Source organism: Paenibacillus sp. FSL R7-0302 (assembly GCF_038006885.1).
In the GTDB taxonomy this organism is placed as follows: domain Bacteria; phylum Bacillota; class Bacilli; order Paenibacillales; family Paenibacillaceae; genus Paenibacillus_AQ.
This window is the reverse complement of sequence record NZ_JBBOWB010000001.1, coordinates 92,915-114,636: the sequence shown is the minus strand read 5'-3', so window position 1 is coordinate 114,636 and position 21,722 is coordinate 92,915. Positions and strand designations below refer to the sequence as shown.

Below are 21,722 nucleotides of genomic sequence, written 5' to 3'. Positions count from 1 at the left end.
GAGGAATCAGAGGCTGATCTCCCGGATGTTAAGCTCCGTTCTTTTGCTGAGGTCGATATATTCATCCCCGATGCGGATCAGCGGAGTCTCGATATCATGCGGGTTCAAGTAGACAATCTCGCCGACCCGGCCATCGGTTAGGACCACTTCACGCCCAACTGACCGCTTCACGATATTTTCCAGAAAAACGGTTACAATATGCGGGTCCAACGCGCCGAAGCTGCCTCTTCTCATCTGATCGACAATCATATGAAACGGCGTCGGTTCATGATACGGACGTTTGCTGGACATCGCATGAAAAATATCCGCCACGGCCACAATTTTGCTGTACGGATCGATCTGTTCTTCCTTCAGGCCCAGCGGATATCCCCTGCCGTCATTTCGTTCATGATGCTGAAGCGCCACCAGGGCAATGCGTGAATTGGCTCCGGTGGTTTCTTTGAGAATCTCGTAGCCGTAGACCGTGTGCTTCTTCACCTGGCTGAATTCCTCGTCCGTCAGCTTGCCGGGCTTATTCAGCAGCTCTGAGGGGATCTTCAGCTTGCCGATGTCATGCAGAGTTGCCGCCATGGAGAGCACGGACAGCTCCGCTTCACTCATCTCCAGCCATCTGCCGATCAGGGTAGAGAGCACTGCAACGCCGATGTTGTGCTCATATGTATAATCATCCTTGCCCTGCACCGAATGGAACAAGGCGAAGATATCCGGGTTGCGCGAGATCTCCTGGATGACCGGAAGCACCTCCTTGCGGATATCCGCCAGCGGGATTTTGCGGGAGATTCGGTAGGATTCGAATAATTCCTTGGACAGGTCCACTGTACTGTTGACCATCTTCTGATAGGAGGGCGCCTGGTCAGCCTCATCTGCAAAAAGAATGTCGAACCTGTCGATTTTTTGTTTGCGGATAAGCTCCAGATGCTCGGCATTCAGTCTGCTTCCCGCCGGAATTACAGTCACTCCGTAGGCATTAATCAGGTCATTCTTAATCGTTCTTCCCAGATCATTGTCCATACTATCCAGCCCTCCCCAATAACCGCAGCTATGTATTTATTGCCCATATAGCTATTATCGGTTGCAGGCCGGGAAATCCTGACAGGCAGTCCGTGAACCTTACATACTCAGGCTTCTTCCTCCTGCTTGCGGTATTCTCTTGGCGTGATTCCGGCGTTTTTTTTGAAGACACGGCTGAAATACTTCTCATCCTCATAACCCACCAGCTCCGCGATCTGCGACAGCCGCAGATTCGTATTCTGGAGCAGCGTCTTCGCCTTCTCCACCCGGAGGCCGGTCAGATAATCCGACAGATTCTCCCCGGTGATCTGCTTGAACTTGCGCGATACATTCTCCCTGCTGATAAAAAAGCGTTCCGCAATATGCTGCAGCGTCATCTCCTGCGCATAGTTCCGGTCCAGGTACTCCCTGATCTCCTGGACGAGCCGGCTATCCGGCGTCTGCGGACTGCCCTTGGACAAGTGGTGAAGCAGCGATTTCAGCCGGCACTGCCAGTTCTCCACCGAGAACAGCCCTTCAGCGTCATAACAGCGCTCCAGGCTAATCTCTGCCTCCGGCCGCCAGCGCTTCAGAACATCCAGAAGCTCCGTCTGCTGATGCAGCAGAACGCGCTCTGTGAGCAGCGGCAGCCCGGCCAGATGTCCGGCCCATTCTTCTGCCACCCGCTCCATCCGCTCCAGATCGCCGGACAAGACGGCGACTCTAAGCTTGTCCAGCCGTTGTTCCAGGCCGTAGTCTTCCACAGGTCCACGCCCGTCCTCATGCTTCCTGAAGGGATGAATGCGCCCGTCCCGCTGCAATAGATTCCGCTCCGCAAGCGCCTGGCCTGCCTGTTCAAAAGCAGACCGCAGCCCCTCCGGCAACGGGTTCACCGGACTAAGCCCGATATCCAGCTGAACGCCGAACGCCCGGCGGATGGCTTCATTCATGCGGGTAAGCATCTCCTCCGCCTGCGCTACAGCACTCCACAGCAGAACTACAAGCTCGCCCCCGCCCTGCCAGTTGCGGAAGGCGTAGCCGCTCTGGCCCTCTGCCATCACTTCATTGCAGACATTGGCCAGCACGAAGGCTGTCAAGGCCACATCTCCATGGAATCTCCGCAGCAGATGGCAATCTGCGCCTTGCAGCGGGATGACGGCGATCCTGCACTCCTGCGCCCCAATCGGCATCCCCAGCTCTTCACAGAGGGCCAGCTTCAGCTCATGGAAGGAGGCCTGTCCGCTCACCAGATCGGACAGCATCTTATCCCAGAAGAGCGGACGCAGTGCGTTCAGCTGCATATTCTGGCGCTGACGCCGCTTCCGTTCCGCCTCCTCCTCCATCCACAGCTTGAAGGCATGCTCCGCAGAGGCAATCAGCTGCTTGCTGTTCAGCGGCTTCAGCAGATAATCCGTACCGCCATATACGATAGCCGGCTTCACATAATTGAAATCCTGATACCCGCTGATGACAATCGTCTTTGTATGCGGATAATGACGGTGCAGCCATTCCAGCAGCTCCGCCCCGTCCATCAGCGGCATCCGCATATCCGTGAAGACGACGGCCGGCTGATGCTCCTGCATGATCCGTATCGCCTCCTGCCCGTTGGTCGCCTCATAGATCCCGGAGATATTATAGCTGTCCCACGGAACAAAGTAACGGATGGCCTCCCGCACATGCTTCTCATCATCTACAATCAGCACCTTCATCTCAGCCGCTCCTTCAAGAAATAGTCTCTATTCGCAAAAGCCGCCGGAATTAACCGCCGATCTCCTCCAGCGGAATAATCAGCGTAACGGTAAGCCCCTGGCCGTCTTCATTATTCTTAAGCTGTATCTCCGCTGCGCTGCCGTACTGGAGCCGCAGACGGGCCAGCACATTGTACAGGCCGATCTCCTCCTGGCCTTGCTGGCTGCTGCCTCTGAGGCAGGCCGTAATCTCCTCCAGCCGCTCCGGGCTCATGCCCCGGCCGTTATCCTTCACGGCAAGCACCAGCCTGGCCGCCCCTTCCAGCCTGCACTCGATCCGGATCAGCCCCCCGCTTATGCCGTCAGCGAAGGCATGCTTGAAGATATTCTCCACAATCGGCTGCAGGATCATCTTCGGCAGGATCAGCTCCAGAGCCTCCGGTCCCGCTTCCACCTCCAGCCGCAGATTCTCTTCGCCGAACCGCTCCGTCTGCAGAATCATATAGTTCTGCACATGCTCAATCTCGTCACGCAGCGGTACCCGGGTACGCTCGGTATTCATCGAATAACGCATCATGCTGCCCAGGGAATAGATGAGATCATACACCTTCGGCGCATTATAGCGCAAGGACAGGCTGGCGATGGATTGCAGCGCATTGTAGAGAAAATGCGGGTTCACCTGGGCCTGGAGCGCCTTCAACTGATTCGTCTTGTTCGCCAGCTCCAGCCGGTATTCCTTAACGATCAGTTCATTGATCGTACGGGTCATGCCAGTGATCTTGCGGGTGAGGAGCCCGAACTCGTCCTCCCGCTCAGCTTCCATATGCGCATCCAGCTGGCCGGTCTGCACCTTCTGGGTGAAGTGAATCAGCTTCTTGATCGGACGGGTGAAGCCGATGGAGATCAGCACGGCACTGATGCCCCCGATCAGCAGGAACAGCAGTCCGATGCCCATATTGAACCGGGTAATTACCCTTGCATCTGTGTAGAGATCCTCATAGGGCACCAGCTTGATAATGCTTCCGCTGAACAAAGGGTCCTTGATCTGCTTGTACATTACAATCCCCTGGAAGCCGTCCTTCTTCCAGGCGAAATGCCCGCTGTCCTGCTCTGCGGGCAGACGGCTCCAGCCCGCTGTGACCGGCTTCCCGATCCAGCCCGGGCCAGAGGCGAACAGCGCCTCGCCTTGCTCATTCAGCACATACAGGCGTTCTGTGTCCGAATTGTACATCGATTCCACGATGCCCTTCAGCTCCTCCAGCCTGTAATCAATCGACAGATCCGCCAGTACGCTGTCACTGGGGGTCCGGTAGATCGGAAAATGGGCGGTAAAGACCGGCACACTCCCCGGCTTAAGATTCGGGAAGCCGGACTTCACCCCGTATTGATGATCCATATGCGTCACTTCGAGATAAGGGCGGTACGTCCCTGCGGCATGGCCGTTCGCGGCGTAGTCTCCGTTATCCTCGCGGCGGAAGTATCCCTTAAGCAGGAGGTTAGACTGCCTGGCGGCCCTCACGTACAGATGAATCTGATACGTATTGCGGTCGGAGAGAAACAGATTGTACAGCTGGGTGGAGATGATGGCCCGGGTGTCCGGCAGAATCGTGCCGGGCGGGGCCTGGGCAGCGCTTTTGGCGGTAAGCAGGGTGGTGTAGAAGGAGCTGGGCACATTGATTCCGCTGTAGAGCGACATCGCCTGCTGGTTCATGCCGCTGAAATAACTCCGGAGATTCGCCTCCCCCAGCGTCAGCAGCTTCGTATTCTGCTTCACGGACTGGTCCGTAACCGACTGCCTCGTATAGAGATAAGAGAAGGTCACAGAGATGCCTGACGGGATCACTGACGCCAGCAGCACTAAGGCCATCAGCCGTGTCCGGATGCTGTTTTTGAACATGGGGGAACCTCCTACAAGTTGTGTGAGCCGTATGGCCTGCAATATAATCCACTTTTCCCGGCATGAAATGAAGTGTTAGCGGTGCACCGGGCTTTCTATAATCAAGCTGTGAACCCGTAGTTATCTTACCCAAACTTACCCAAAGGAGAGTCCATATGAGAAAAACTCTGCGTATGCAGCGCGGCTGGGGACAGCAAATCGTATTTCTCGGCCCCTGTCTGCTCTTTTTCCTGACCATTGTGGTCACCCCGTTCTTCCTCGGCTTCTACTATTCCTCCACGGACTGGAACGGGCTGGATCTGGACAAAGCAGTCTGGACCGGCGCGGCCAACTGGAAACGGATTTTCATGAATGACGATAAGTTCTGGGAGTCCCTGGTGTTCACCCTGCGCTTCACCGTGATCTCGGTTGTGGCTGCCAACGTGCTTGCACTGCTGCTGGCCTTCATTCTAATGACTACGCTGAAGACGAAGAAGCTGCTCCGTACGGTCTTTTTTATGCCCAATGTGATCGGCGGCATTCTGCTCGGCTACATCTGGCAATTCATCTTCACCAAGGGCTTCGCTACGATCGGCGAGCTGACCGGGATTTCGTTCTTCCAGCTGCCCTGGCTGGGTACGCCAAGCACCGGGTTCTGGGGGCTGGTCATTGTGTTCGTCTGGCAGACGGCCGGTTATATGATGGTCATCTATATTGCCGGGCTGGCCGGGATTCCGAAGGATCTCATTGAAGCGGCCCGCATAGACGGTGCACGCGCTCCGCAGCTGTTCAAGAGCGTCTACATCCCGCTGATTATGCCGGCGATCACCATCTGCCTGTTCCTGACGACCTCCAATGCCTTCAAAATGTTCGACCTCAACCTGTCGCTGACCAAAGGCGGACCCGGCACCTCGACCCAGTCGCTGGCCTATAACATTTATGCGGAGGCACTGATCAACAACCGGTATGGCCTCGGTACAGCCAAAGCGCTGCTCTTCTTCGCCGCCGTCTCCCTGATCACCGTCACCCAGGTCTGGCTTACCAAACGAAAAGAGGTGTCCGCCTAATGAACAGCAGCCGCTACCGCCCGGGCAACTTCGTCCTCGAAATTGCCGCCATTCTGCTGGCTATTGTCTTCCTGTCACCGTTCTATCTGGTCCTGAGCAATTCGGTTAAGGGGCTGAAGGACATCCTGATCGATGCCGCTTCCTGGCCGCAGGTGTTCCACTGGAGTAACTATTCCAAGGTCTGGGATGCCATTAACTTCCCGCAGGCCTTCTTCAACTCTCTGACAATTACGATTCTAAGTGTAATCTTCATCGTCCTGTTCAGCTCGATGGCCGCTTATCAGATTGTGCGCAAGCCGACGCGCTTCAATGCCTTCGTGTTCCTGCTGCTGGTCTCGGCGATGATCATTCCGTTCCAGTCGCTCATGCTGCAATTGGTCCGGGTGACAAGCCTGCTGGAGCTGCGCGGCGAGCTGTACGGCATTGTGGCCTGTTATCTCGGCTTCGGGATGCCGCTGTCGGTCTTCCTGTTCCACGGGTTCATCAAGACGGTGCCGCTGGAGCTGGAGGAAGCCGCGCGGGTGGACGGTTCGAATCCGTACGGCGTGTTCTTCCGGATCGTCTTCCCGCTGCTGCTGCCGATTATTGTTACCGTCATTATCCTGAATACGCTGTGGATCTGGAATGACTATCTGCTGCCTGTCCTGGTGATCGGCGGGAATAAGGATCTGACGACCCTGCCTGTAGCTGTGACCAAGTTCTTCGGGCAGTACACCAAAAAGTGGGATCTGGCCCTTGCCGGTCTCGTCATGGCGATCACGCCTATTCTCTTGTTCTTCCTGTCACTCCAGCGTTATATTGTGGAAGGCGTAACGGCAGGCTCTATTAAGGGATGATCTTAGGATCGGCTTTCCTATGCAGCAATAATATCCACTTTTTCGAGCAACATATGAAGTGTAAGTCATCTATCCATTCCATTACGCTCTAAGAGCAGGAACCACAGACCAGGGAGGTTATTCTATGAAAAGAAAGTTCGCGTTCATCATGGCAACCGTTTGCACCCTCATTATCGCAGGTTGCGGGAACAGCGGCAATACGAATTCCGCAGGCAATGGAAGCGCTACGAATGCTCCTAACGCGTCAACCGAATCCGCAGCACCGGAAGCCGGCAAAGCGCCTGCCAAGGATGTTACCATCAAAATGTTCCAGTTCAAGGTGGAGATTGCCGAGCAGCTGAATGCCCTCGCTGAAGAATATGAGAAGGAGACGGGGGTGAAGGTGGAAGTCGAAACGCATGGCGGCGGTGAGGATTACGGCGCGCTGCTGAAAGCTGAGATTGCCTCCGGCTCTGAGCCTGAGATTTTCAATAACGGCGGGTATACAGCCCTTGTTCCTTATATGGACCGCGCCACTGACCTGAGCAATGAGCCTTGGGCCGCCCAGCTGATCCCAACTGCCAAGACACCGGCAACCGTAGACGGCAAGCTCTATGGCATGCCTATGAATGTAGAAGGCTACGGGCTGATCTACAACAAGGATCTGTTCGCCAAAGCCGGCATAACGGAAGAGCCCAAGACACTCCCGCAGCTCAAGGATGCCGTAGCCAAGCTGAAGACCGCCGGCATCACGCCGTTCGAAGCGACCAATGAGTGGTGGTCCATGGGGATTCACCTTGTTAACGTGGGCATGGCGCACCAGCCTGATCCGAAGCAGTTCATTGACGATGTCAAGGCAGGCAAACAGACCATCAAGGGCAATGCCGTCTTCAAGCAATGGCTGGATCTGGTCGATGTGATCATAGGTAACGCCCAGGATAACAAGATGACTACCGATTACGCGACCCAGGTGGCTGAATTCGCCTCCGGCAAGGCCGCCATGATGCTGCAGGGGAACTGGACGCAAGGCGATATCGACAAAATCGATCCGGCTCTGAACCTGGGCCTCCTCCCGCTCCCGATCAATAACGAAGAAGGTACCATCCTGGTAGGCGTGCCCAACAACTATATCGTGAACAGCAAATCCGCCCATCCGGAGGAAGCCAAGGCCTTCCTGAACTGGATGGTCAGCTCGGAAACCGGCCAGAAGTATCTGACCAAGGAATTCAAGTTCATCCCGGCGGAAGCAAATATCACCGCAGATGCCGCTGATATCGGCCAGGTCGCCGTTGCCGTGCAAGAGAAGTCTGCGAGCGCGCTGGGCTGGAACTGGGATATGTTCCCTGACGGCGTCACCCAGGGCTTCGGCGCAGCCATGCAGGAGTACCTCGGCGGACAGTTGAACCACGATCAGCTATTGGAGAAGCTGGATAAGGCTGTGCAGGATATTGTGAAGCAATAGGATGGAAGCCTTTTTTTAGACTAGGGGTGTCCTCAGCAGCCGGCAAACGGTACTGTGGCACTCCTTTTTGGGGTATGCGGCTGACATCCACGGGCAGTTTGCATCCGGATAAATTTTGGATGTAAAATTTGTTATATCCCCATACCCCTCTGTTCAAAAGGATAGGAGTGTTTTCAGTGAAATTAGAAGACTATGCATGGAATACGCATGAGCAGATATTAAAAGAAGCACAAATCGAATTTAAACATAGCAGCCCTAAAATAAAAATCATAGATAACAGCAATTTGCGGAATCGAATTGAAGAAGCTCTTGAAAAAATGCCGCAAAAGTTACTTGCGGAATGGGCTTTGCGAGTAGCTACTCCGTACTTAGATTATCTTGATGACTCTTTAAAGGAGGACCCGCGAATACTTCTGGGGATTGAGACATTACAAAAACGAATAGACGGAAGGATTCGAGCCTTCGATTTACGAAAGGTTGGATTTGTAGTGAATGATTTGGCGAAAGAATCCAAAACAGAGATTAGCAAACATGCTGCGCGTTCCTTCGCCCAAGCCATTGCAACAGGACATATGAGGGGACATGCTTTAGTTAGCAGTGACTACGCAATAAAGACAACGAATTCTTTAACAAATAACTCTATAGATGCTTCTACTAAGGAACGGGAACGACAATTAAAGTTAACAGAGCTTTTAGGCTGAAATCAAAACAAAAGGCCCTCCTCTCAAGCCATTTTATGGCTAAAGGACGACCTCCTGGATAATCTGTTATAGCGTGTTACACAAACATCTCCACTACCAGGAACAGGTTCAGCGCGACCACCAGGGCGGAGATCATCCAGCCGAGAATGGTGGTGATCCGGCGGTTCACCAGCCCCTGCATGATCCGGCGGTCACTGGTGAAGATGACGAGCGGAATCAGGGCGAAGGCAATCCCGAAGGACAGGACGACCTGGCTCATTACCAGTGCGCTGGTTGCGTTAACGCCCAAGGCGATGATGACGAGCGGCGGGATAATGGTGATCGCCCGGCGGAGGTAGAGATTGATTTTTTTATTAATGAAGCCCTGCATGACCACATCACCGGCCATCGTACCTACCGACGAGCTGGACAGCCCTGCGATCAGCAGGCCCAGGCCGAAGGAGACCGCCGTAACGGGTCCTGCCAGATTGCGGAACTGCTCGAAAGCGACATCCAGGTCTTCGACCACCAGGCCGTTCTTGAAGAACAGTGCGGCGGCCACAATGACCATGGCCATATTGACCGCACCGGCAATCAGCATGGCAATGAGAATATCGATGAATTCCAGCCGGAAGATCTGCTTCTTCTCCCGCTCATCAATCCCGACGATCCGGCTCTGGGTTAGCGAAGAATGCAGATAGATCGCATGGGGCATCACCGTTGCGCCGAGAATCCCGGCAGCCAGCAGGATGCTGTCCACGCCCTCGAATCTTGGAGTGAACATGCCGGCAACCACGCTGCCCGCATCAGGCTTCGCCATAATGACCTGGAATGCAAAAGCCAGCACCACGATCATCACCATTCCCGCGATTCCGGCCTCCAGGGTACGGTACCCGCGCCGCTGAAGCTCCAGAATGGCGAATGACCCTACAGCGGTAATCAGTGCAGCCGGGAGCATCGGTATCCCGAACAACAGATAGAGTCCGAGCGCCGCGCCGATGAATTCAGCGAGATCGGTGGCGATAATGACGATTTCACTCTGAATCCAGAGGAAAATCGACACGCCCTTCGGGAATTTCTCCCGCGCGACCTCCGGCAGATTCTTGCCAGTCGCAATGCCAAGCTTGGCGGATAACGATTGAATCAGTACGGCCATCAGATTCGAGGCGAAGATGACCCAGAGCAGCAGATACCCGTATTTCGAGCCTGCGGTTATATTGGTGGCGAAATTGCCGGGGTCCAGATAAGCTACGGAAGCTATAAAAGCCGGGCCCAGAAAAGGAAGAAGCCTCTTCAGTCCCTTGACATCTCCGTTAAGCACCGATTGCGCCGAATGTTTGTTGGTATGAGCTTTTAGTATAGGGGATGATTCTACTGCGGTATTTTGCTCCATCATGTTCTGTCCTCCTCTTGCCCGGAAAAAGTTGTCTATACACACGAAAGTTTCCCTGGTGCAACATTTGATCTGGTTTTATTATAATCCTCAAAATGAGAAATGTAAATGTATTTTCATTGGGTTTTCATGTAATGCCTGCACTCCTAATCCTCCACCCATATTATGTAAAGTCACGCGATAAAGTGAGGCTCATACCCTTATGTTATTACCCGCTCCCATTATCGAGTTGACTCCTCTGCCGGGGGTGATTGTACTTTGTGCAGTAGATTACACAATAATTTGCGATAAAACTCACTCTGTTGTATTTCATACATTTGATTTTCGGTTTTTTGTTTTAAAAGGCCATTTTCCCAATAATCTGCTGTATAAACTACAATAGAAGCTGCTTTTTGGTCGATTATAATGAAATCTAATGTACAAAGTGCAGCCAACGCTTTACTCCCAACCGATATTTCTCCCACTTGTCAAACATTAGCCTGGCAGACGCATACGCAAATCAGCGATCCTCCAGTAACAGGAGCACCGCTGCTTGTGTAACATTCTAAACTTTTTAAGAAGTTAGCCTGGCATAGCCTGCACAACCCGCCAGATTCTAGATTCACCCACTAACTTATTCGCTGCTGCTTACGTGTCCTGCGTTGCCCTTCCAGGTGTCCTTGAGCGGAACGATTCTATTGAACACCAGCTTCTGAGCTGTGCTAAGCCTGCTGTCAATGCAGAAATAGCCGTGACGCAGGAACTGGTAGGTGTCCCCGGGCTGAGGGTTACCCGAAAGCGGCTCCAGCAGGCAATCCTTAAGCAGAGTTATCGAATTCGGATTGATGTATTCCTCCCAGCTCTCTCCATCCTCCTTCGGCCCGTTATTATCCGTCAGCAGCTGCTCATACAGGTATACGTCACTCTTCAGCGCATGAGCAGCCGAGACCCATTGCACAGTCCCCTTCACCTTCCGGCCGCTTAGAGGGCCGCCGCTGCGGGTATCCGGGTCGTAGGTGCAGCGCAGTTCGAGGATGTCTCCCGTCTCCGCATCCTTCATGACTTCATTGCAGCGGATAATATAACCGCCCTTAAGCCGCACCTCGCCGCCCGGAACCAGTCTGCGGAAGCCCTTCACAGACACCTCCATGAAATCGGCCCGCTCGATATAGAGTGTGCCGGAGAACGGCACCTCTCTTGAACCCAGCTCTGGGTTCTCCGGGTTGTTGTTGACGGGAAGCAGCTCTGAGGCTCCGGCTGCATAGTTAGTAAGCACGACCTTCAGCGGGTCCAGCACAGCCATGACAGCCGGCACCTTGGCCTTAATATCCTGCCTCAGACAATGCTCCAGCAGCGAAAAGTCTACCATTGCCGTATTGCGCACCATCCCAATCTCCTCTACGAAATCCCTGATGCTCCCCGGCGTAAATCCCCGTCTGCGCAGCCCGCTAAGCGTGGGCAGCCGCGGATCATCCCAGCCGTCCACGAAGCCTCCGGCTACCAGTGCCCGGAGATGCCGCTTGCTTGTAACCACTCCGGTCAGGTTCACCCGGCCGAATTCCCTCTGTCTCGGCGGTTCCGGGGTGCCCAGCTCGTTCAGCACCCATTCGTACAGCGGCCGGTGATCCTTGAACTCGATCGAGCAGAGCGAATGCGTCACCCCTTCCAGCGCATCCTGAATCGGATGGGCGAAATCATACATCGGGTAGATGCACCAGGCATTGCCGGTGCGGTAATGCACTGCGTGAATGATCCGGTACAGCACCGGATCACGCAAATTCATGTTCGGCGAGGCCATGTCGATCTTGGCCCGCAGCACTTTAGCGCCATTCGGATAGCTCCCCACACGCATCTCCCGGAACAGCCGCAGATTCTCCTCCGGCGTTCGGCTGCGGTAAGGACTGTCCTTCCCCGGCTCGGTTAAGGTCCCCCGGTAAGCTGTTACCTCCGCTGCCGTCAGATCACAGACATAGGCTTTCCCCTTCAGAATAAGCGTCTCTGCCCTGCGGTAGATCTCCTCCGAGTAATCAGAGCCGTAGTAGATGTGCTCTCCTGGACTGCAGCCCAGCCATTCAAGGTCACGGATGATCGCCTGCACATATTCCATATCCTCTTTGAGCGGGTTAGTATCATCGAAGCGCAGGTGGAAGCGTCCGCCATATTTACGGGCGATTCCCACATTCGTGTGGATGGCAAAAGCACTCCCGATATGCAGATAGCCATTGGGCTCCGGCGGAAACCGGGTGCAAATCTCCCGGCTGAAGACTCCCGTCTCCACATCTTCTCTAATCAGCCTCTCCATATAATTCTCCGGCAGAGCCGGGTCATTCGTAGTAACAGTATCGTCAGTCATTCACTTTCCTCCTGTTCATGGGTGGTACGCCGCCTTATCTGGATACAACAAAAAAAGAACCTCACCTCCAAGACCCTAAGTCTTGGGGACGAAATTCTCGCGGTACCACCCCAGGTTCATTAATATGTCACCATATTAATCTCATCAAGTACGGCGCTGCCGTCCGGCAGGGCTTATACTCTAGCTCTGTAACAGGAGCTCCTGTCGTACCATCCCCGGCTGCTGCCTGGTTCCGGTAAGCCGCTCAGAGGCTTGTTTCCATCCAGTCTTCCCTGCTCCTTCACACCAGCCGGAGCTCTCTGTGAGGGAAGAACCTGAATGTACTCTTCTCGTCATCGCGTTTGCGTTATTGGATACAGAATAACAAAACTCACAACGGGTGTAAAGGGCTGCACCGGACTGCCGGGAGCAGCAGCCTAAGCCTCTGCCGGGGGCTGGCTCAGTGCAGCCAGCAGCTCCAGTGCTTCCTCATGCTCCGGCTCGATCAGCAGGGATCTGCGCGTATAATCCAGCGCCGCCGCATCATCCTCCTGCTCGTAGCTGCAAATCGCCAGGCAGTACAGCACGGTAATTACCGGCTCCTCCTCACTGGACTGGAGCGAATGCTCCAGGAAGCGGCGGGATTCCCCGTACTGCTCCATCTCGAACAGCAGCAGGCCGCAGTCCAGCGCCAGATCATACTTTTGCGGCATCGGGTAGAAGCCCCGCCACATCCGGTCGATCCCCCGCTGAAGGTCCAGCAGCTCCTCGTCGCTGGCATCCGGCAGCAGCGCAGAGATCCGCTCGGCACTCTGAATGAACAGCTCCGCGTCATAGCCCCCCAGCCGCCAGAAGGCCAGGATCTGCTGCATGCCGATGATGTCGTAATTCTTGTCGATCCACACCTTCAGGCTGAAGAAATCATCCGGCCCGAACCGCTCGACAAACCGCCGGTAGGCCAGCCGGGTATGCGGATGCAGCATCGGCTCCTCCAGCATCATAATGCAGCCCACATTGAGATTCTTATAATGATGCTGCGTGAACTGGGATTGTGCGCCCTTCCGCTCAAAATAATGCACCAGCGCATGATAATTCGCCGTAAGCGAGATGCTTCCGTGATGAATCAGCTTCGGCGGCTCGGCGAACTCCCAGTTCTCCAGCCGGTGGTCTCCCTTATCGGCAGTGAGCAGCAGGAAGCTTCCCCGGGAGAGTGCACCCAGACGCTCCATACAGGACAGGGCTGCCTCCGGGAACAGTACATGTGAATCCTCCAGCTTGTCCAGATAGAACGAGATCACTTCGTGATAAGGATACGAGGGGTCCTCATAGCCCGCTGCACGCTTGTAATGGTATTCCGGCACCAGATCACGGAGCACCTCGGACGGCCCCATGGCAGCGGACTGCTCAGGATATTTCAGCGAGACCTCACATTCATAAATCTTGCCTTCATCCATATAGAGCAGCTCCTGCGGGATACTGTCGAAGAAGTAGTTGGCGATTACCATCAGCGGCTGCCCCAGCTCCCCGGGCTTAATCACCAATCCGCTCTGCGTTAAGCTCAGCTCCGTATCCCGGACCGCATCGAAGCGGGCAAAGTCAAGCATTCCCTGCTCTACAAAAGGCTTCAGTCCCTCATGCTGCTGCCAGCCCTCAATGTTCTTCGAGGGCAAATCGCTCATCACGTAACGGAACGGCGGCAGCAGCACGCCCGCATACTGGATCAGCTCACACAGCTGCTGCAGCACATGGAACGCCAGACGCCCCACTCCCGCACCCAGCTCCAGCACCACTACCGGCTCTGTAGTGAATCCCTTCTGCGCACGGTCCTGAAGAAAGCCGAAGATGATCTCCGCATATGCTGTTCCAATCATCGGATTGCTTGTAATATACTGCGGAACCTGGTCATTGGCCCAAGCCTGAAGACCCAGCTGTTCATAATAGGTGCGCTGCAATTCCCATATAGGCGCTTCGCTGAAGCGGTAGCGTTCTTGTCCACTTAATGTCATTGGCTCTAACCCTGCTCTCTGATTATCGTACGGATCTTTGTCCGGTAGTCAAATATTATCACATTTGCGCATATATTTTCTTGAAATGCTGTGCGTTCAAGAAAGGAGCCTATGCGATGAATCCTGAGCATCCCCGTTCTCCAGGCCAGTCCGTCATTCCCCAGCCCATACGCAGTGACGGTGCAGGCAATATCGACCTGGGTCCACGTGACATCATGCGCGACCGGGAGAATCCCGATATGTTCGTTCCTCCGGTCACGGACAACGGGCTGATCCCGAATCTGAAGTTCTCGTTCTCCGACGCCCACATGCAGCTGAATCATGGCGGCTGGTCCCGTGAGGTGACGGTCAGGGAGCTTCCGGTGGCCACTACGCTTGCGGGGGTGAATATGAGCCTGACGCCGGGCGGCGTACGTGAGCTGCACTGGCACCAGCAGGCAGAATGGTCCTACATGCTGCTGGGCAGCGCAAGGATTACAGCCGTGGACCAGAATGGCCGCAACTTCATTGCCGATGTCGGTCCCGGCGATCTGTGGTATTTCCCCCCGGGTATCCCGCACTCCATTCAAGGTCTGGCTGAGGGATGTGAATTCCTGCTTGTGTTCGACGACGGAGGCTTCTCAGATCTGAACACCCTGTCCATCTCCGACTGGTTCGCCCATACGCCGCGCGAAGTCCTGTCCGCGAATTTCGGCGTACCTGAGTCCGCATTCGCCTATCTTCCTAACAAGCAGGTATACATCTATCAGGACCAGGTGCCCGGCCCGATCCAGAGCCAGCGGATCGAATCGCCTTACGGGGAAATTCCGCTGAGCTTCAAGCATCGGCTGATGGCCCAGCCGCCGCTCAAGACCCCGGGTGGCAGTGTGCGGATTGTCGACTCCAGCAACTTCCCCGTCTCCCGGAATATCGCCGCAGCCCTGGTAGAGATTGAGCCCGGGGCGATGCGGGAGCTGCATTGGCATCCGAACAATGACGAGTGGCAGTATTATCTCAGCGGACAAGGACGGATGACCGTCTTCGGCGGGGACGGCGATGCGCGCACCTTCAATGTAAGAGCCGGGGATGTCGGCTATGTACCTTTTGCCCAGGGGCATTATGTTCAGAATACCGGCACCGATACGCTCTGGTTCCTGGAAATGTTCAAGAGCGACCGGTTCGCCGATGTCTCCCTCAACCAGTGGATGGCGCTCACGCCGAGGGAGCTGGTCAGCAGCAATCTGCATGCCGGGCCGGAGCTGATGAACGCCCTGCGCAAGGTGAAATGGCCTGTGGTGAAGTATCCGGATCAGCAGGAGCAGCCGCAGGGAAAGGAACAGGAGCATGGGAAGCAGAAAGGGTAGGCGTTGTTACATTTTTCGCAGTTCCAATTGCCCAGGGACACGCCAACAACAAAAAGCGGCCAGACTCACCGTCTGCACCGCTTTTTCTTATATCATTTTTCCAGTAAATTACACAATTCTCACAGTGCTTAGCTATTCACCGGTCACTGCAAAACGCCTGATCCGCTTAGATTAGAGCCACTTCAGCTCCAAATATAGACCCAGCAACGTGATGAACAGTGTGGGAACCGTCAGGATCATTCCTATTTTGAAATAGGTGCCCCAGGAGATCTTCACACCCTTACCGGACAGCACATGCAGCCACAGCAGGGTGGCCAGTGAACCAATCGGTGTAATCTTCGGGCCCAGATCCGAACCGATAACATTGGCGTAGATCAGAGCCTCCTTCACCAGACCAGCGGCATGTGCGGTATCAATGGCCAGCGCCCCGATCAGCACGGTCGGCAGATTATTCATCACCGAGGAGAGCAGCGCGGCCAGGAAGCCCATCCCCATCGTGGCTGCGAACAGCCCGTGCTTCGCAATTCCGCTGATCATCTCTGCGAGCACATCCGTCAGTCCCGCATTACGCAGGCCATACACCACTACGTACATGCCAATGGAGAAGAAAACAATCGCCCAAGGCGCCCCCTTGACTACTTCCATCGTCTTCACGTAAGGACTTCTGCGGGCCATCAGCAGGAAACAGATTGCGATCACTCCCGCTACCACGGATACCGGAATGTCCAGGAATTCACTGACGAAATATCCGGCTACCAGAAGCGCAAGTACGAACCAGGATAGCCGGAACATCCGCTGGTCCTTAATGGCATCCCCCGGAAGCTTCATTCCGGCGGTGTCATACTCCTTCGGAATACTGCGGCGGAAATACAGATATAAGACCAGAATGCTTGCTCCAAGCGAGAACAGGGTAGGCAGCCACATATGTCCTGCATACTGCATGAAGGTGATGCCGAAGAAATCGGCGGAGACAATATTCACCAGATTGCTGACGGTCAGCGGAAGCGAGGTGGTATCGGCAATGAAGCCGCTGGCAATAATAAAAGGAAAGACTTTGCGCTCGTCCAGATTCAGCGCCCGGACCATCGCCAGCACAATCGGCGTCAGAATCAGCGCTGCCCCGTCATTGGCGAACAGCATCGCCACGACTGCACCCAGTACAATTACATAGATGAACATCAGCGTGCCGTTGCCGCGTGCCGCCGCCGCCATATGCAGCGCCGCCCACTCGAAGAAGCCGACACGATCGAGAATTAAGGAAATTAGAATAATCGCTACGAATGCAAGCGTTGCATTCCATACAATCAGCGTCACATCACGGACATCGCCGAAGCTGACCACCCCTGCCGCGAGCGCGAGAATCGCCCCGCCGCAGGCGGACCAGCCAATCGATAAATTCCGCGGCTGCCAGATCACAAAAACCAAAGTCACAACAAAAATCAGGCAGGCTATCACAACCATAATGCAGCCCCCCATTTGATCTGCAGCATTCCCCGATGCACTCCTTACAGTAGATATAAATATAAGCCAATTTATATATACTAAAGCAGCCTCATGTGAAGTACAAGATAAAAATTGCTGGAAGGTTCACCTGCGTTACGCAAGCCTGTTCAGAGCCATCGCCACCCCACCCGGCAGCCGTCTGCTGCAATAATATTTATATGCTTAAGTACTAAGTGTATGTATGAATACATAGGCTGGATTATGGGGAACGAAGCAGCTTCTTGGAGAGGAGACGCGGTCCGGAAGAGCCATCCTTGTTACGGGATTGGAGGTTCGGACTACCATGAGTACAGACCAGCTCATCGCACTGCTCGTTCTTGTCATTATGATCGTACAGCTTGCCGTCAAGAAGGATAAATCCTGAATCCTGAAGACAACAAGCCGCCAAAGAGGCCGGGGAAATCCGGTCTCTTTGGCGTGAGAACAAGTGTGGATCGCACCCTCACACTGGTCCAATTGTAATCGGTTTTCGATTACATTCGACCTACGAGCCGCATCTGCTCCAATTGTAATCGGTTTTTCGATTGCATTTCTCCTACCCGTCGCACCCGGTCCAATTGTAATCGGTTTTTCGATTACATCTCGCCTACGCGCCGCATCCGCTCCAATTGTAATCGGTTTTTCGATTACATTTCTCCTACCCGCCGCACCCTGGCCCAATGTAATCGGTTTTTCGATTACATCTCGCCTACGCGCCGCATCCGCTCCAATTGTAATCGGTTTTTCGATTACAATTGTTGCCCTGCTTATCACGGAGTCTTCTGTATACAATAATAAAAAAACAAAATTCGTCCATTTCACTTACTAAAGTTGAGAAACATTAAAAAGTATAGTAGAATGATGACATGAAGAAAGGGGCGGATGAACATGGCCGATGAGAAGAAGATTATGGAAATAGGAATAAGCACGTTTTTGGAGACTACACCTGACCCGGTGACGGGGCAGACGATCAGCCATGCAGAACGGCTGCGGGAAGCTGTCGAGGAGATTGTGCTCGCTGACCAAGTGGGCCTGGACGTATATGGAATAGGCGAGCATCACCGTAAGGATTATGCAGGGAGTGCCCCGGCTGTAGTCCTCGCCGCAGCGGCAGCGACAACCAAGCGGATCAGACTGACCAGTGCGGTCAGCGTCTTGTCTTCAGATGACCCGGTGCGGGTCTATCAGGCGTTCGCTACGCTGGACGGCCTCTCGAACGGCCGGGCAGAGATTATGGCCGGACGCGGTTCCTTCACTGAGTCCTTCCCGTTGTTCGGTTACAGTCTGGAGGATTACGATGAATTGTTCGAGGAGAATCTGGAGCTGCTGCTGGCGATCCGTGCCTCCGAGAAGGTCACCTGGCGCGGCGGACATCGTCCGGCGATTCACAATCTGCCGGTCTATCCCCGTGCCGTTCAGGACCCGCTTCCGGTCTGGATCGCCAGCGGCGGTAATCCTGAATCTGCCGTGCGGGCCGGAACATTGGGTCTGCCAATTGCCTTCGCCATTATCGGCGGAATGCCAGAACGGTTCGCTCCGCTGGTGAACTTGTACAAGGAAGCCGCAGCACGCGCCGGACATAATCCGGATAAACTGCAGATCGCCACACACTCCCACGGCTTCGTAGGTGAAACTAACGACCAGGCTGCGGCCTTATTCTACCCGTCCACCCAGGCACAGATGAATGTCATCGGCCGCGAACGGGGCTGGGGCGGAACCTACAACCGCGCAGCCTTCGACGATGCCCGCAGCTTACGCGGAGCACTCTATGTCGGTGACGCAGAGTATGTCGCCGAGAAGATCATTCTGCTGCGCAAGAATCTCGGCGTGTCCCGGTTCTTCCTGCATGTGAATGTCGGCTACATGCCGCACCGCGAGGTCCTGCGTGCCATCGAGCTGCTGGGTACTAAGGTTGCGCCTATTGTGCATAAGGAATTGGCCCGGATCGAGGGGAAATAACTGCACGCAAGCACAGCAAAGCATACCGAAAACACCTCAAGGCCCATTCGGCGCCGGAGGTGTTTTTTTGTGACGTCATCTGAAGCTTCTTATCTTATCTTCGTATCGTCCGGCGTTCCTTCTCAGCCAGCTAAGATTGCACCAACGCTTGAATCACAGGATACGAAATCAGATTCCGGTCCCTGTACGCCGCCGTGATTACATCCTTATGAGAGCTTAGAATCCCATTTTGCAGCAGCACCGCCTTGATTCCCCTTTCGGCAGCCCCGTTATAGGTGAACAGAACGCAATGCTCGGCGGCATAGCCGGAGAGAATCAGCAGATCGATGCCTTGCTCCCGCACAAGCTTTTCCAGATCCGTCTTCCAAAAGGCATTCGAGTATTCCTTCTTCACGTTGAAATCCGTCTCCTGAATCTCAATTCCGGGGATGATCGCGAATTTCGCTTCCTCAGAGGGCTGCATCCCTTCAATATCCTGAATATGAATCACGGCATGGCCCTTGGCCCGCAGCATCCCGGAGACATAATTGATATACTCGCAGGCGCGGTCAATCTCCTTCTGCTCTACCCCGCTGACATGGACCTCTTGCAGATCAATAATTAACAATCCGATTTTCACTCCTGCTTCCCCCTATCCGCTTATCCTTCAACATTACCCGATGACGGCTGTTCATTCAACCAACCGCATACAAAAAACTGCAGTAGAATGATCCACCGGAATGGACCTTCTCTGCAGTATGGTTTGTCTTCACAGCTATCCTGATCCGGTTATTCTTTGACTCCGCCCAGTGCTACACCTGCGATAATATAACGGGACAGCAGGAAGTAGACTATGAACAGCGGCAATGCGGTCAGCGCCAGCCCCATATAGATAGAGCCGAATTCCGTCTTGTAGATGTCCCCGCGCAATAAGCTAACCATGATAGGCATCGTATATTTCTCCTTCTGAGTAAGGAGAATTAACGGCATGAACAAGTTGTTCCAGTTGGCTACAAAAGCAAAAATGGCTTGTGTCGCAATGGCCGGCATCATCAGCGGCATAATAATCCGGTTGAAGGTTTTGAATTCACCAGATCCGTCAACACGAGCAGCTTCCACGATCTCAATGGATAGTGTAGCGAGCAGGTATTGACGCATGAAGAACACCACCGCAGGCGCTGCAATGGCCGGCAAGATCAGCGGAAGGAAGTTGTTGGTCCAGTGCAGCTTATACATGAATTGATAGAAACCGATCGCACTGGCTTGGGAAGGAATCATCATCACGCACATAATGAAGGTGAAGAACGCGCCCCGCAGCTTCCAGCTGTAGGTTACCAGTCCGTAAGCAGCCAGTGAGGAGAAGTAGACGGTACAGAGCGTTGCACCGCTGGCAATAATGAAGGAGTTCATGAAGCCTTGCAGTGGATCAAAGCTCTTGTCGAGCAGCACCTTCAGATTGCCCATCATGTGGCTCGAAGGGAGCAAGGAGAGTCCGCTCTGAATCTCCGGTGTAGAGCGTGTAGCGTTCACGAACATAATCCAGAACGGCAAAATGCTGAGTACTGCCAAAGCAATGCAAACCACGTAGATAATCGTCTTGTTTACAGTTTGGGTGACTTTACTGCTTTCCCGATTCTTCTCCATGGATTACACCTCCCTAGCCGCTGCCTGGGCAGCATTTCTGTGTGTTTGTTTTTGGATCTTCTTCAACTTGGCTGCGTCCCGGTCACGCATCACGTAGAACAGGAGGCCGGACAGTAGAGCAGAAATCAGGAACATAATCATACTTGCGGCTGCAGCACGGTTATACATGTAGCTGCCCTTGAACGCCTGCCCGTAGATGAACATGGACGTAGTAAGCGTAGAGTCATCCGGTCCGCCCGCCAGGAATAATTGCGGAATATCGAACATGGTCAGACCGCCGACCATCGAGGTAATCAGGGTGAACAGCAGGATGGTTCGCAGACTCGGCAGGGTGATCCGGAAGAAGGTCTGGAACCCGTTCGCGCCATCAATCGCCGCCGACTCGAACAGCGCCGGGTTAATCCCCATTACGCCTGCAATCAGGACGATCATCGTGTTCCCGTACCACATCCAGAACTGGATGAAGGCGATTATGCCGCGGGCTGTCGTCTTATCCTGCAGGAAGAAGATTGGAGAATCACTCCAGCCCAGCATCTGAAACAGGCTGTTGACCGGACCCATAGGATAAGCGAACAAGGTACTGAACAGCACGGCAATCGTACTTGCAGTGATGATATTCGGCATATAGAGCAGAACCTTGAACAAGCCTTGTCCTTTGACGTTCAGACGCTTGTTCGTGAACCAGGCGGTCAGCAAGAGCGCAAGGGCCATCTGCGGAATAAAGTTGGTAATCCACAGGAGGAAGGTATTGATCAGGGACTTGCGGAATGAAACATTATCGAACAGGAGATCCTTGAAGTTCTGGAACGGGTTATCAAGGATATGTATAGGCTTCGGAATGAGCCCCTTCATATCCGTGAACCCGATGACTGCTGTATACAGAATCGGGTACAGCGAAAAAATCAGAAAGGCAAGTACAAATGGAAAAGTAAAGATATAGCCGAATTTCGCATAGCTGACATCCTTGCGGCGCATGCTCTCACCTCATTAGTTGATTATAGGGGCGGGGATAATCCCCCGCCCCCTT

At 54.1% G+C, this 21,722-nt stretch carries 16 protein-coding genes and 1 other annotated feature; of the genes, 6 read left to right on the top strand and 10 right to left on the bottom strand.

The features are described from left to right. Positions 1–6: 6 nt before the first annotated feature. The 3 genes from MKY96_RS00560 to MKY96_RS00550 form a co-directional block, all read right to left on the bottom strand. A complete protein-coding gene (locus tag MKY96_RS00560; protein WP_340937880.1) occupies positions 7–1,011 on the bottom strand; it encodes an HD-GYP domain-containing protein in 1,005 nt (334 codons plus the stop codon). A gap of 107 nt (positions 1,012–1,118) precedes the next feature. Next, a complete protein-coding gene (locus MKY96_RS00555) occupies positions 1,119–2,699 on the bottom strand; it encodes a response regulator (RefSeq protein ID WP_340937878.1) in 1,581 nt (526 codons plus the stop codon). 49 nt (positions 2,700–2,748) lie between these two features. After that, on the bottom strand, positions 2,749–4,575 hold the full coding sequence (locus MKY96_RS00550) for a sensor histidine kinase (protein WP_340937876.1): 1,827 nt from the start codon (positions 4,573–4,575) through the stop codon (positions 2,749–2,751). A gap of 155 nt (positions 4,576–4,730) precedes the next feature. On the opposite strand from MKY96_RS00550, the gene MKY96_RS00545 reads away from it, so the two are divergent. From MKY96_RS00545 to MKY96_RS00530, 4 genes are all read left to right on the top strand, one after another. Next, a complete protein-coding gene (locus MKY96_RS00545) occupies positions 4,731–5,621 on the top strand; it encodes a carbohydrate ABC transporter permease (RefSeq protein WP_209876702.1) in 891 nt (296 codons plus the stop codon). Then, a complete protein-coding gene (locus MKY96_RS00540; protein WP_340937874.1) occupies positions 5,621–6,457 on the top strand; it encodes a carbohydrate ABC transporter permease in 837 nt (278 codons plus the stop codon). The genes MKY96_RS00545 and MKY96_RS00540 overlap by 1 nt, the downstream gene beginning before the upstream one ends. Positions 6,458–6,581: 124 nt before the next feature. Continuing rightward, positions 6,582–7,898 carry an ABC transporter substrate-binding protein gene (locus MKY96_RS00535; protein WP_340937873.1) on the top strand — a complete coding sequence of 439 codons (1,317 nt, stop codon included), beginning with the start codon at positions 6,582–6,584 and terminating at the stop codon, positions 7,896–7,898. Positions 7,899–8,074: 176 nt separating this feature from the next. Next, positions 8,075–8,599 carry a putative immunity protein gene (locus MKY96_RS00530; protein WP_340937871.1) on the top strand — a complete coding sequence of 175 codons (525 nt, stop codon included), beginning with the start codon at positions 8,075–8,077 and terminating at the stop codon, positions 8,597–8,599. 76 nt (positions 8,600–8,675) lie between these two features. Here the strand turns inward: MKY96_RS00530 and MKY96_RS00525 are convergent, their stop codons facing one another. The 3 genes from MKY96_RS00525 to MKY96_RS00515 form a co-directional block, all read right to left on the bottom strand. Then, positions 8,676–9,971 carry an Nramp family divalent metal transporter gene (locus MKY96_RS00525; protein ID WP_340944406.1) on the bottom strand — a complete coding sequence of 432 codons (1,296 nt, stop codon included), beginning with the start codon at positions 9,969–9,971 and terminating at the stop codon, positions 8,676–8,678. 613 nt (positions 9,972–10,584) lie between these two features. Continuing rightward, on the bottom strand, positions 10,585–12,303 hold the full coding sequence (locus MKY96_RS00520) for a glutamine--tRNA ligase/YqeY domain fusion protein (RefSeq protein WP_340937869.1): 1,719 nt from the start codon (positions 12,301–12,303) through the stop codon (positions 10,585–10,587). Between the two features lie 81 nt (positions 12,304–12,384). Further along, positions 12,385–12,648 (bottom strand) — a binding site (T-box leader). A gap of 71 nt (positions 12,649–12,719) precedes the next feature. Continuing rightward, a complete protein-coding gene (locus MKY96_RS00515) occupies positions 12,720–14,288 on the bottom strand; it encodes a tetratricopeptide repeat protein (protein WP_340937867.1) in 1,569 nt (522 codons plus the stop codon). 116 nt (positions 14,289–14,404) lie between these two features. Here MKY96_RS00515 and MKY96_RS00510 point away from each other — a divergent pair, with 116 nt between their 5' ends. Continuing rightward, positions 14,405–15,631 (top strand): oxalate decarboxylase family bicupin, encoded by a 1,227-nt coding sequence (locus MKY96_RS00510; protein ID WP_340937866.1) that lies wholly within the window; start codon positions 14,405–14,407, stop codon positions 15,629–15,631. A gap of 171 nt (positions 15,632–15,802) precedes the next feature. On the opposite strand, the gene MKY96_RS00505 is transcribed toward MKY96_RS00510, so the two are convergent. Continuing rightward, positions 15,803–17,092 carry an arsenic transporter gene (locus MKY96_RS00505; protein ID WP_340937865.1) on the bottom strand — a complete coding sequence of 430 codons (1,290 nt, stop codon included), beginning with the start codon at positions 17,090–17,092 and terminating at the stop codon, positions 15,803–15,805. A gap of 930 nt (positions 17,093–18,022) precedes the next feature. Between MKY96_RS00505 and MKY96_RS00500 the strand changes: the two genes are divergently transcribed. Next, positions 18,023–19,072, top strand: a complete 1,050-nt coding sequence (locus MKY96_RS00500) for an LLM class flavin-dependent oxidoreductase (protein WP_445671407.1) — start codon at positions 18,023–18,025, stop codon at positions 19,070–19,072. Between the two features lie 130 nt (positions 19,073–19,202). Here the strand turns inward: MKY96_RS00500 and MKY96_RS00495 are convergent, their stop codons facing one another. The 3 genes from MKY96_RS00495 to MKY96_RS00485 all read right to left on the bottom strand — a co-directional run bounded on the left by MKY96_RS00495 (position 19,203) and on the right by MKY96_RS00485 (position 21,670). Continuing rightward, positions 19,203–19,691, bottom strand: coding sequence for a cysteine hydrolase family protein (locus MKY96_RS00495; protein ID WP_340937862.1), 489 nt, complete (start codon positions 19,689–19,691; stop codon positions 19,203–19,205). A gap of 149 nt (positions 19,692–19,840) precedes the next feature. Further along, entirely contained in the window at positions 19,841–20,695 is an 855-nt protein-coding gene (locus tag MKY96_RS00490; protein WP_340937860.1) for a carbohydrate ABC transporter permease, read from the bottom strand. 3 nt (positions 20,696–20,698) lie between these two features. Beyond that, positions 20,699–21,670, bottom strand: a complete 972-nt coding sequence (locus tag MKY96_RS00485) for a carbohydrate ABC transporter permease (RefSeq protein ID WP_340937858.1) — start codon at positions 21,668–21,670, stop codon at positions 20,699–20,701. Positions 21,671–21,722 lie beyond the last annotated feature (52 nt).

Excerpts from the sequence above, each read along its gene's own strand:
- MKY96_RS00560 (WP_340937880.1), bottom strand. The coding sequence starts at position 1,011 with ATGGACAATGATCTGGGAAGAACGATTAAGAATGACCTGATTAATGCC.
- MKY96_RS00555 (WP_340937878.1), bottom strand. The coding sequence starts at position 2,699 with ATGAAGGTGCTGATTGTAGATGATGAGAAGCATGTGCGGGAGGCCATC.
- MKY96_RS00550 (WP_340937876.1), bottom strand. The coding sequence starts at position 4,575 with ATGTTCAAAAACAGCATCCGGACACGGCTGATGGCCTTAGTGCTGCTG.
- MKY96_RS00545 (WP_209876702.1), top strand. The coding sequence starts at position 4,731 with ATGAGAAAAACTCTGCGTATGCAGCGCGGCTGGGGACAGCAAATCGTA.
- MKY96_RS00540 (WP_340937874.1), top strand. The coding sequence starts at position 5,621 with ATGAACAGCAGCCGCTACCGCCCGGGCAACTTCGTCCTCGAAATTGCC.
- MKY96_RS00535 (WP_340937873.1), top strand. The coding sequence starts at position 6,582 with ATGAAAAGAAAGTTCGCGTTCATCATGGCAACCGTTTGCACCCTCATT.
- MKY96_RS00525 (WP_340944406.1), bottom strand. The coding sequence starts at position 9,971 with ATGGAGCAAAATACCGCAGTAGAATCATCCCCTATACTAAAAGCTCAT.
- MKY96_RS00520 (WP_340937869.1), bottom strand. The coding sequence starts at position 12,303 with ATGACTGACGATACTGTTACTACGAATGACCCGGCTCTGCCGGAGAAT.
- MKY96_RS00515 (WP_340937867.1), bottom strand. The coding sequence starts at position 14,288 with ATGACATTAAGTGGACAAGAACGCTACCGCTTCAGCGAAGCGCCTATA.
- MKY96_RS00510 (WP_340937866.1), top strand. The coding sequence starts at position 14,405 with ATGAATCCTGAGCATCCCCGTTCTCCAGGCCAGTCCGTCATTCCCCAG.
- MKY96_RS00505 (WP_340937865.1), bottom strand. The coding sequence starts at position 17,092 with ATGGTTGTGATAGCCTGCCTGATTTTTGTTGTGACTTTGGTTTTTGTG.
- MKY96_RS00500 (WP_445671407.1), top strand. The coding sequence starts at position 18,023 with ATGGAAATAGGAATAAGCACGTTTTTGGAGACTACACCTGACCCGGTG.
- MKY96_RS00490 (WP_340937860.1), bottom strand. The coding sequence starts at position 20,695 with ATGGAGAAGAATCGGGAAAGCAGTAAAGTCACCCAAACTGTAAACAAG.
- MKY96_RS00485 (WP_340937858.1), bottom strand. The coding sequence starts at position 21,670 with ATGCGCCGCAAGGATGTCAGCTATGCGAAATTCGGCTATATCTTTACT.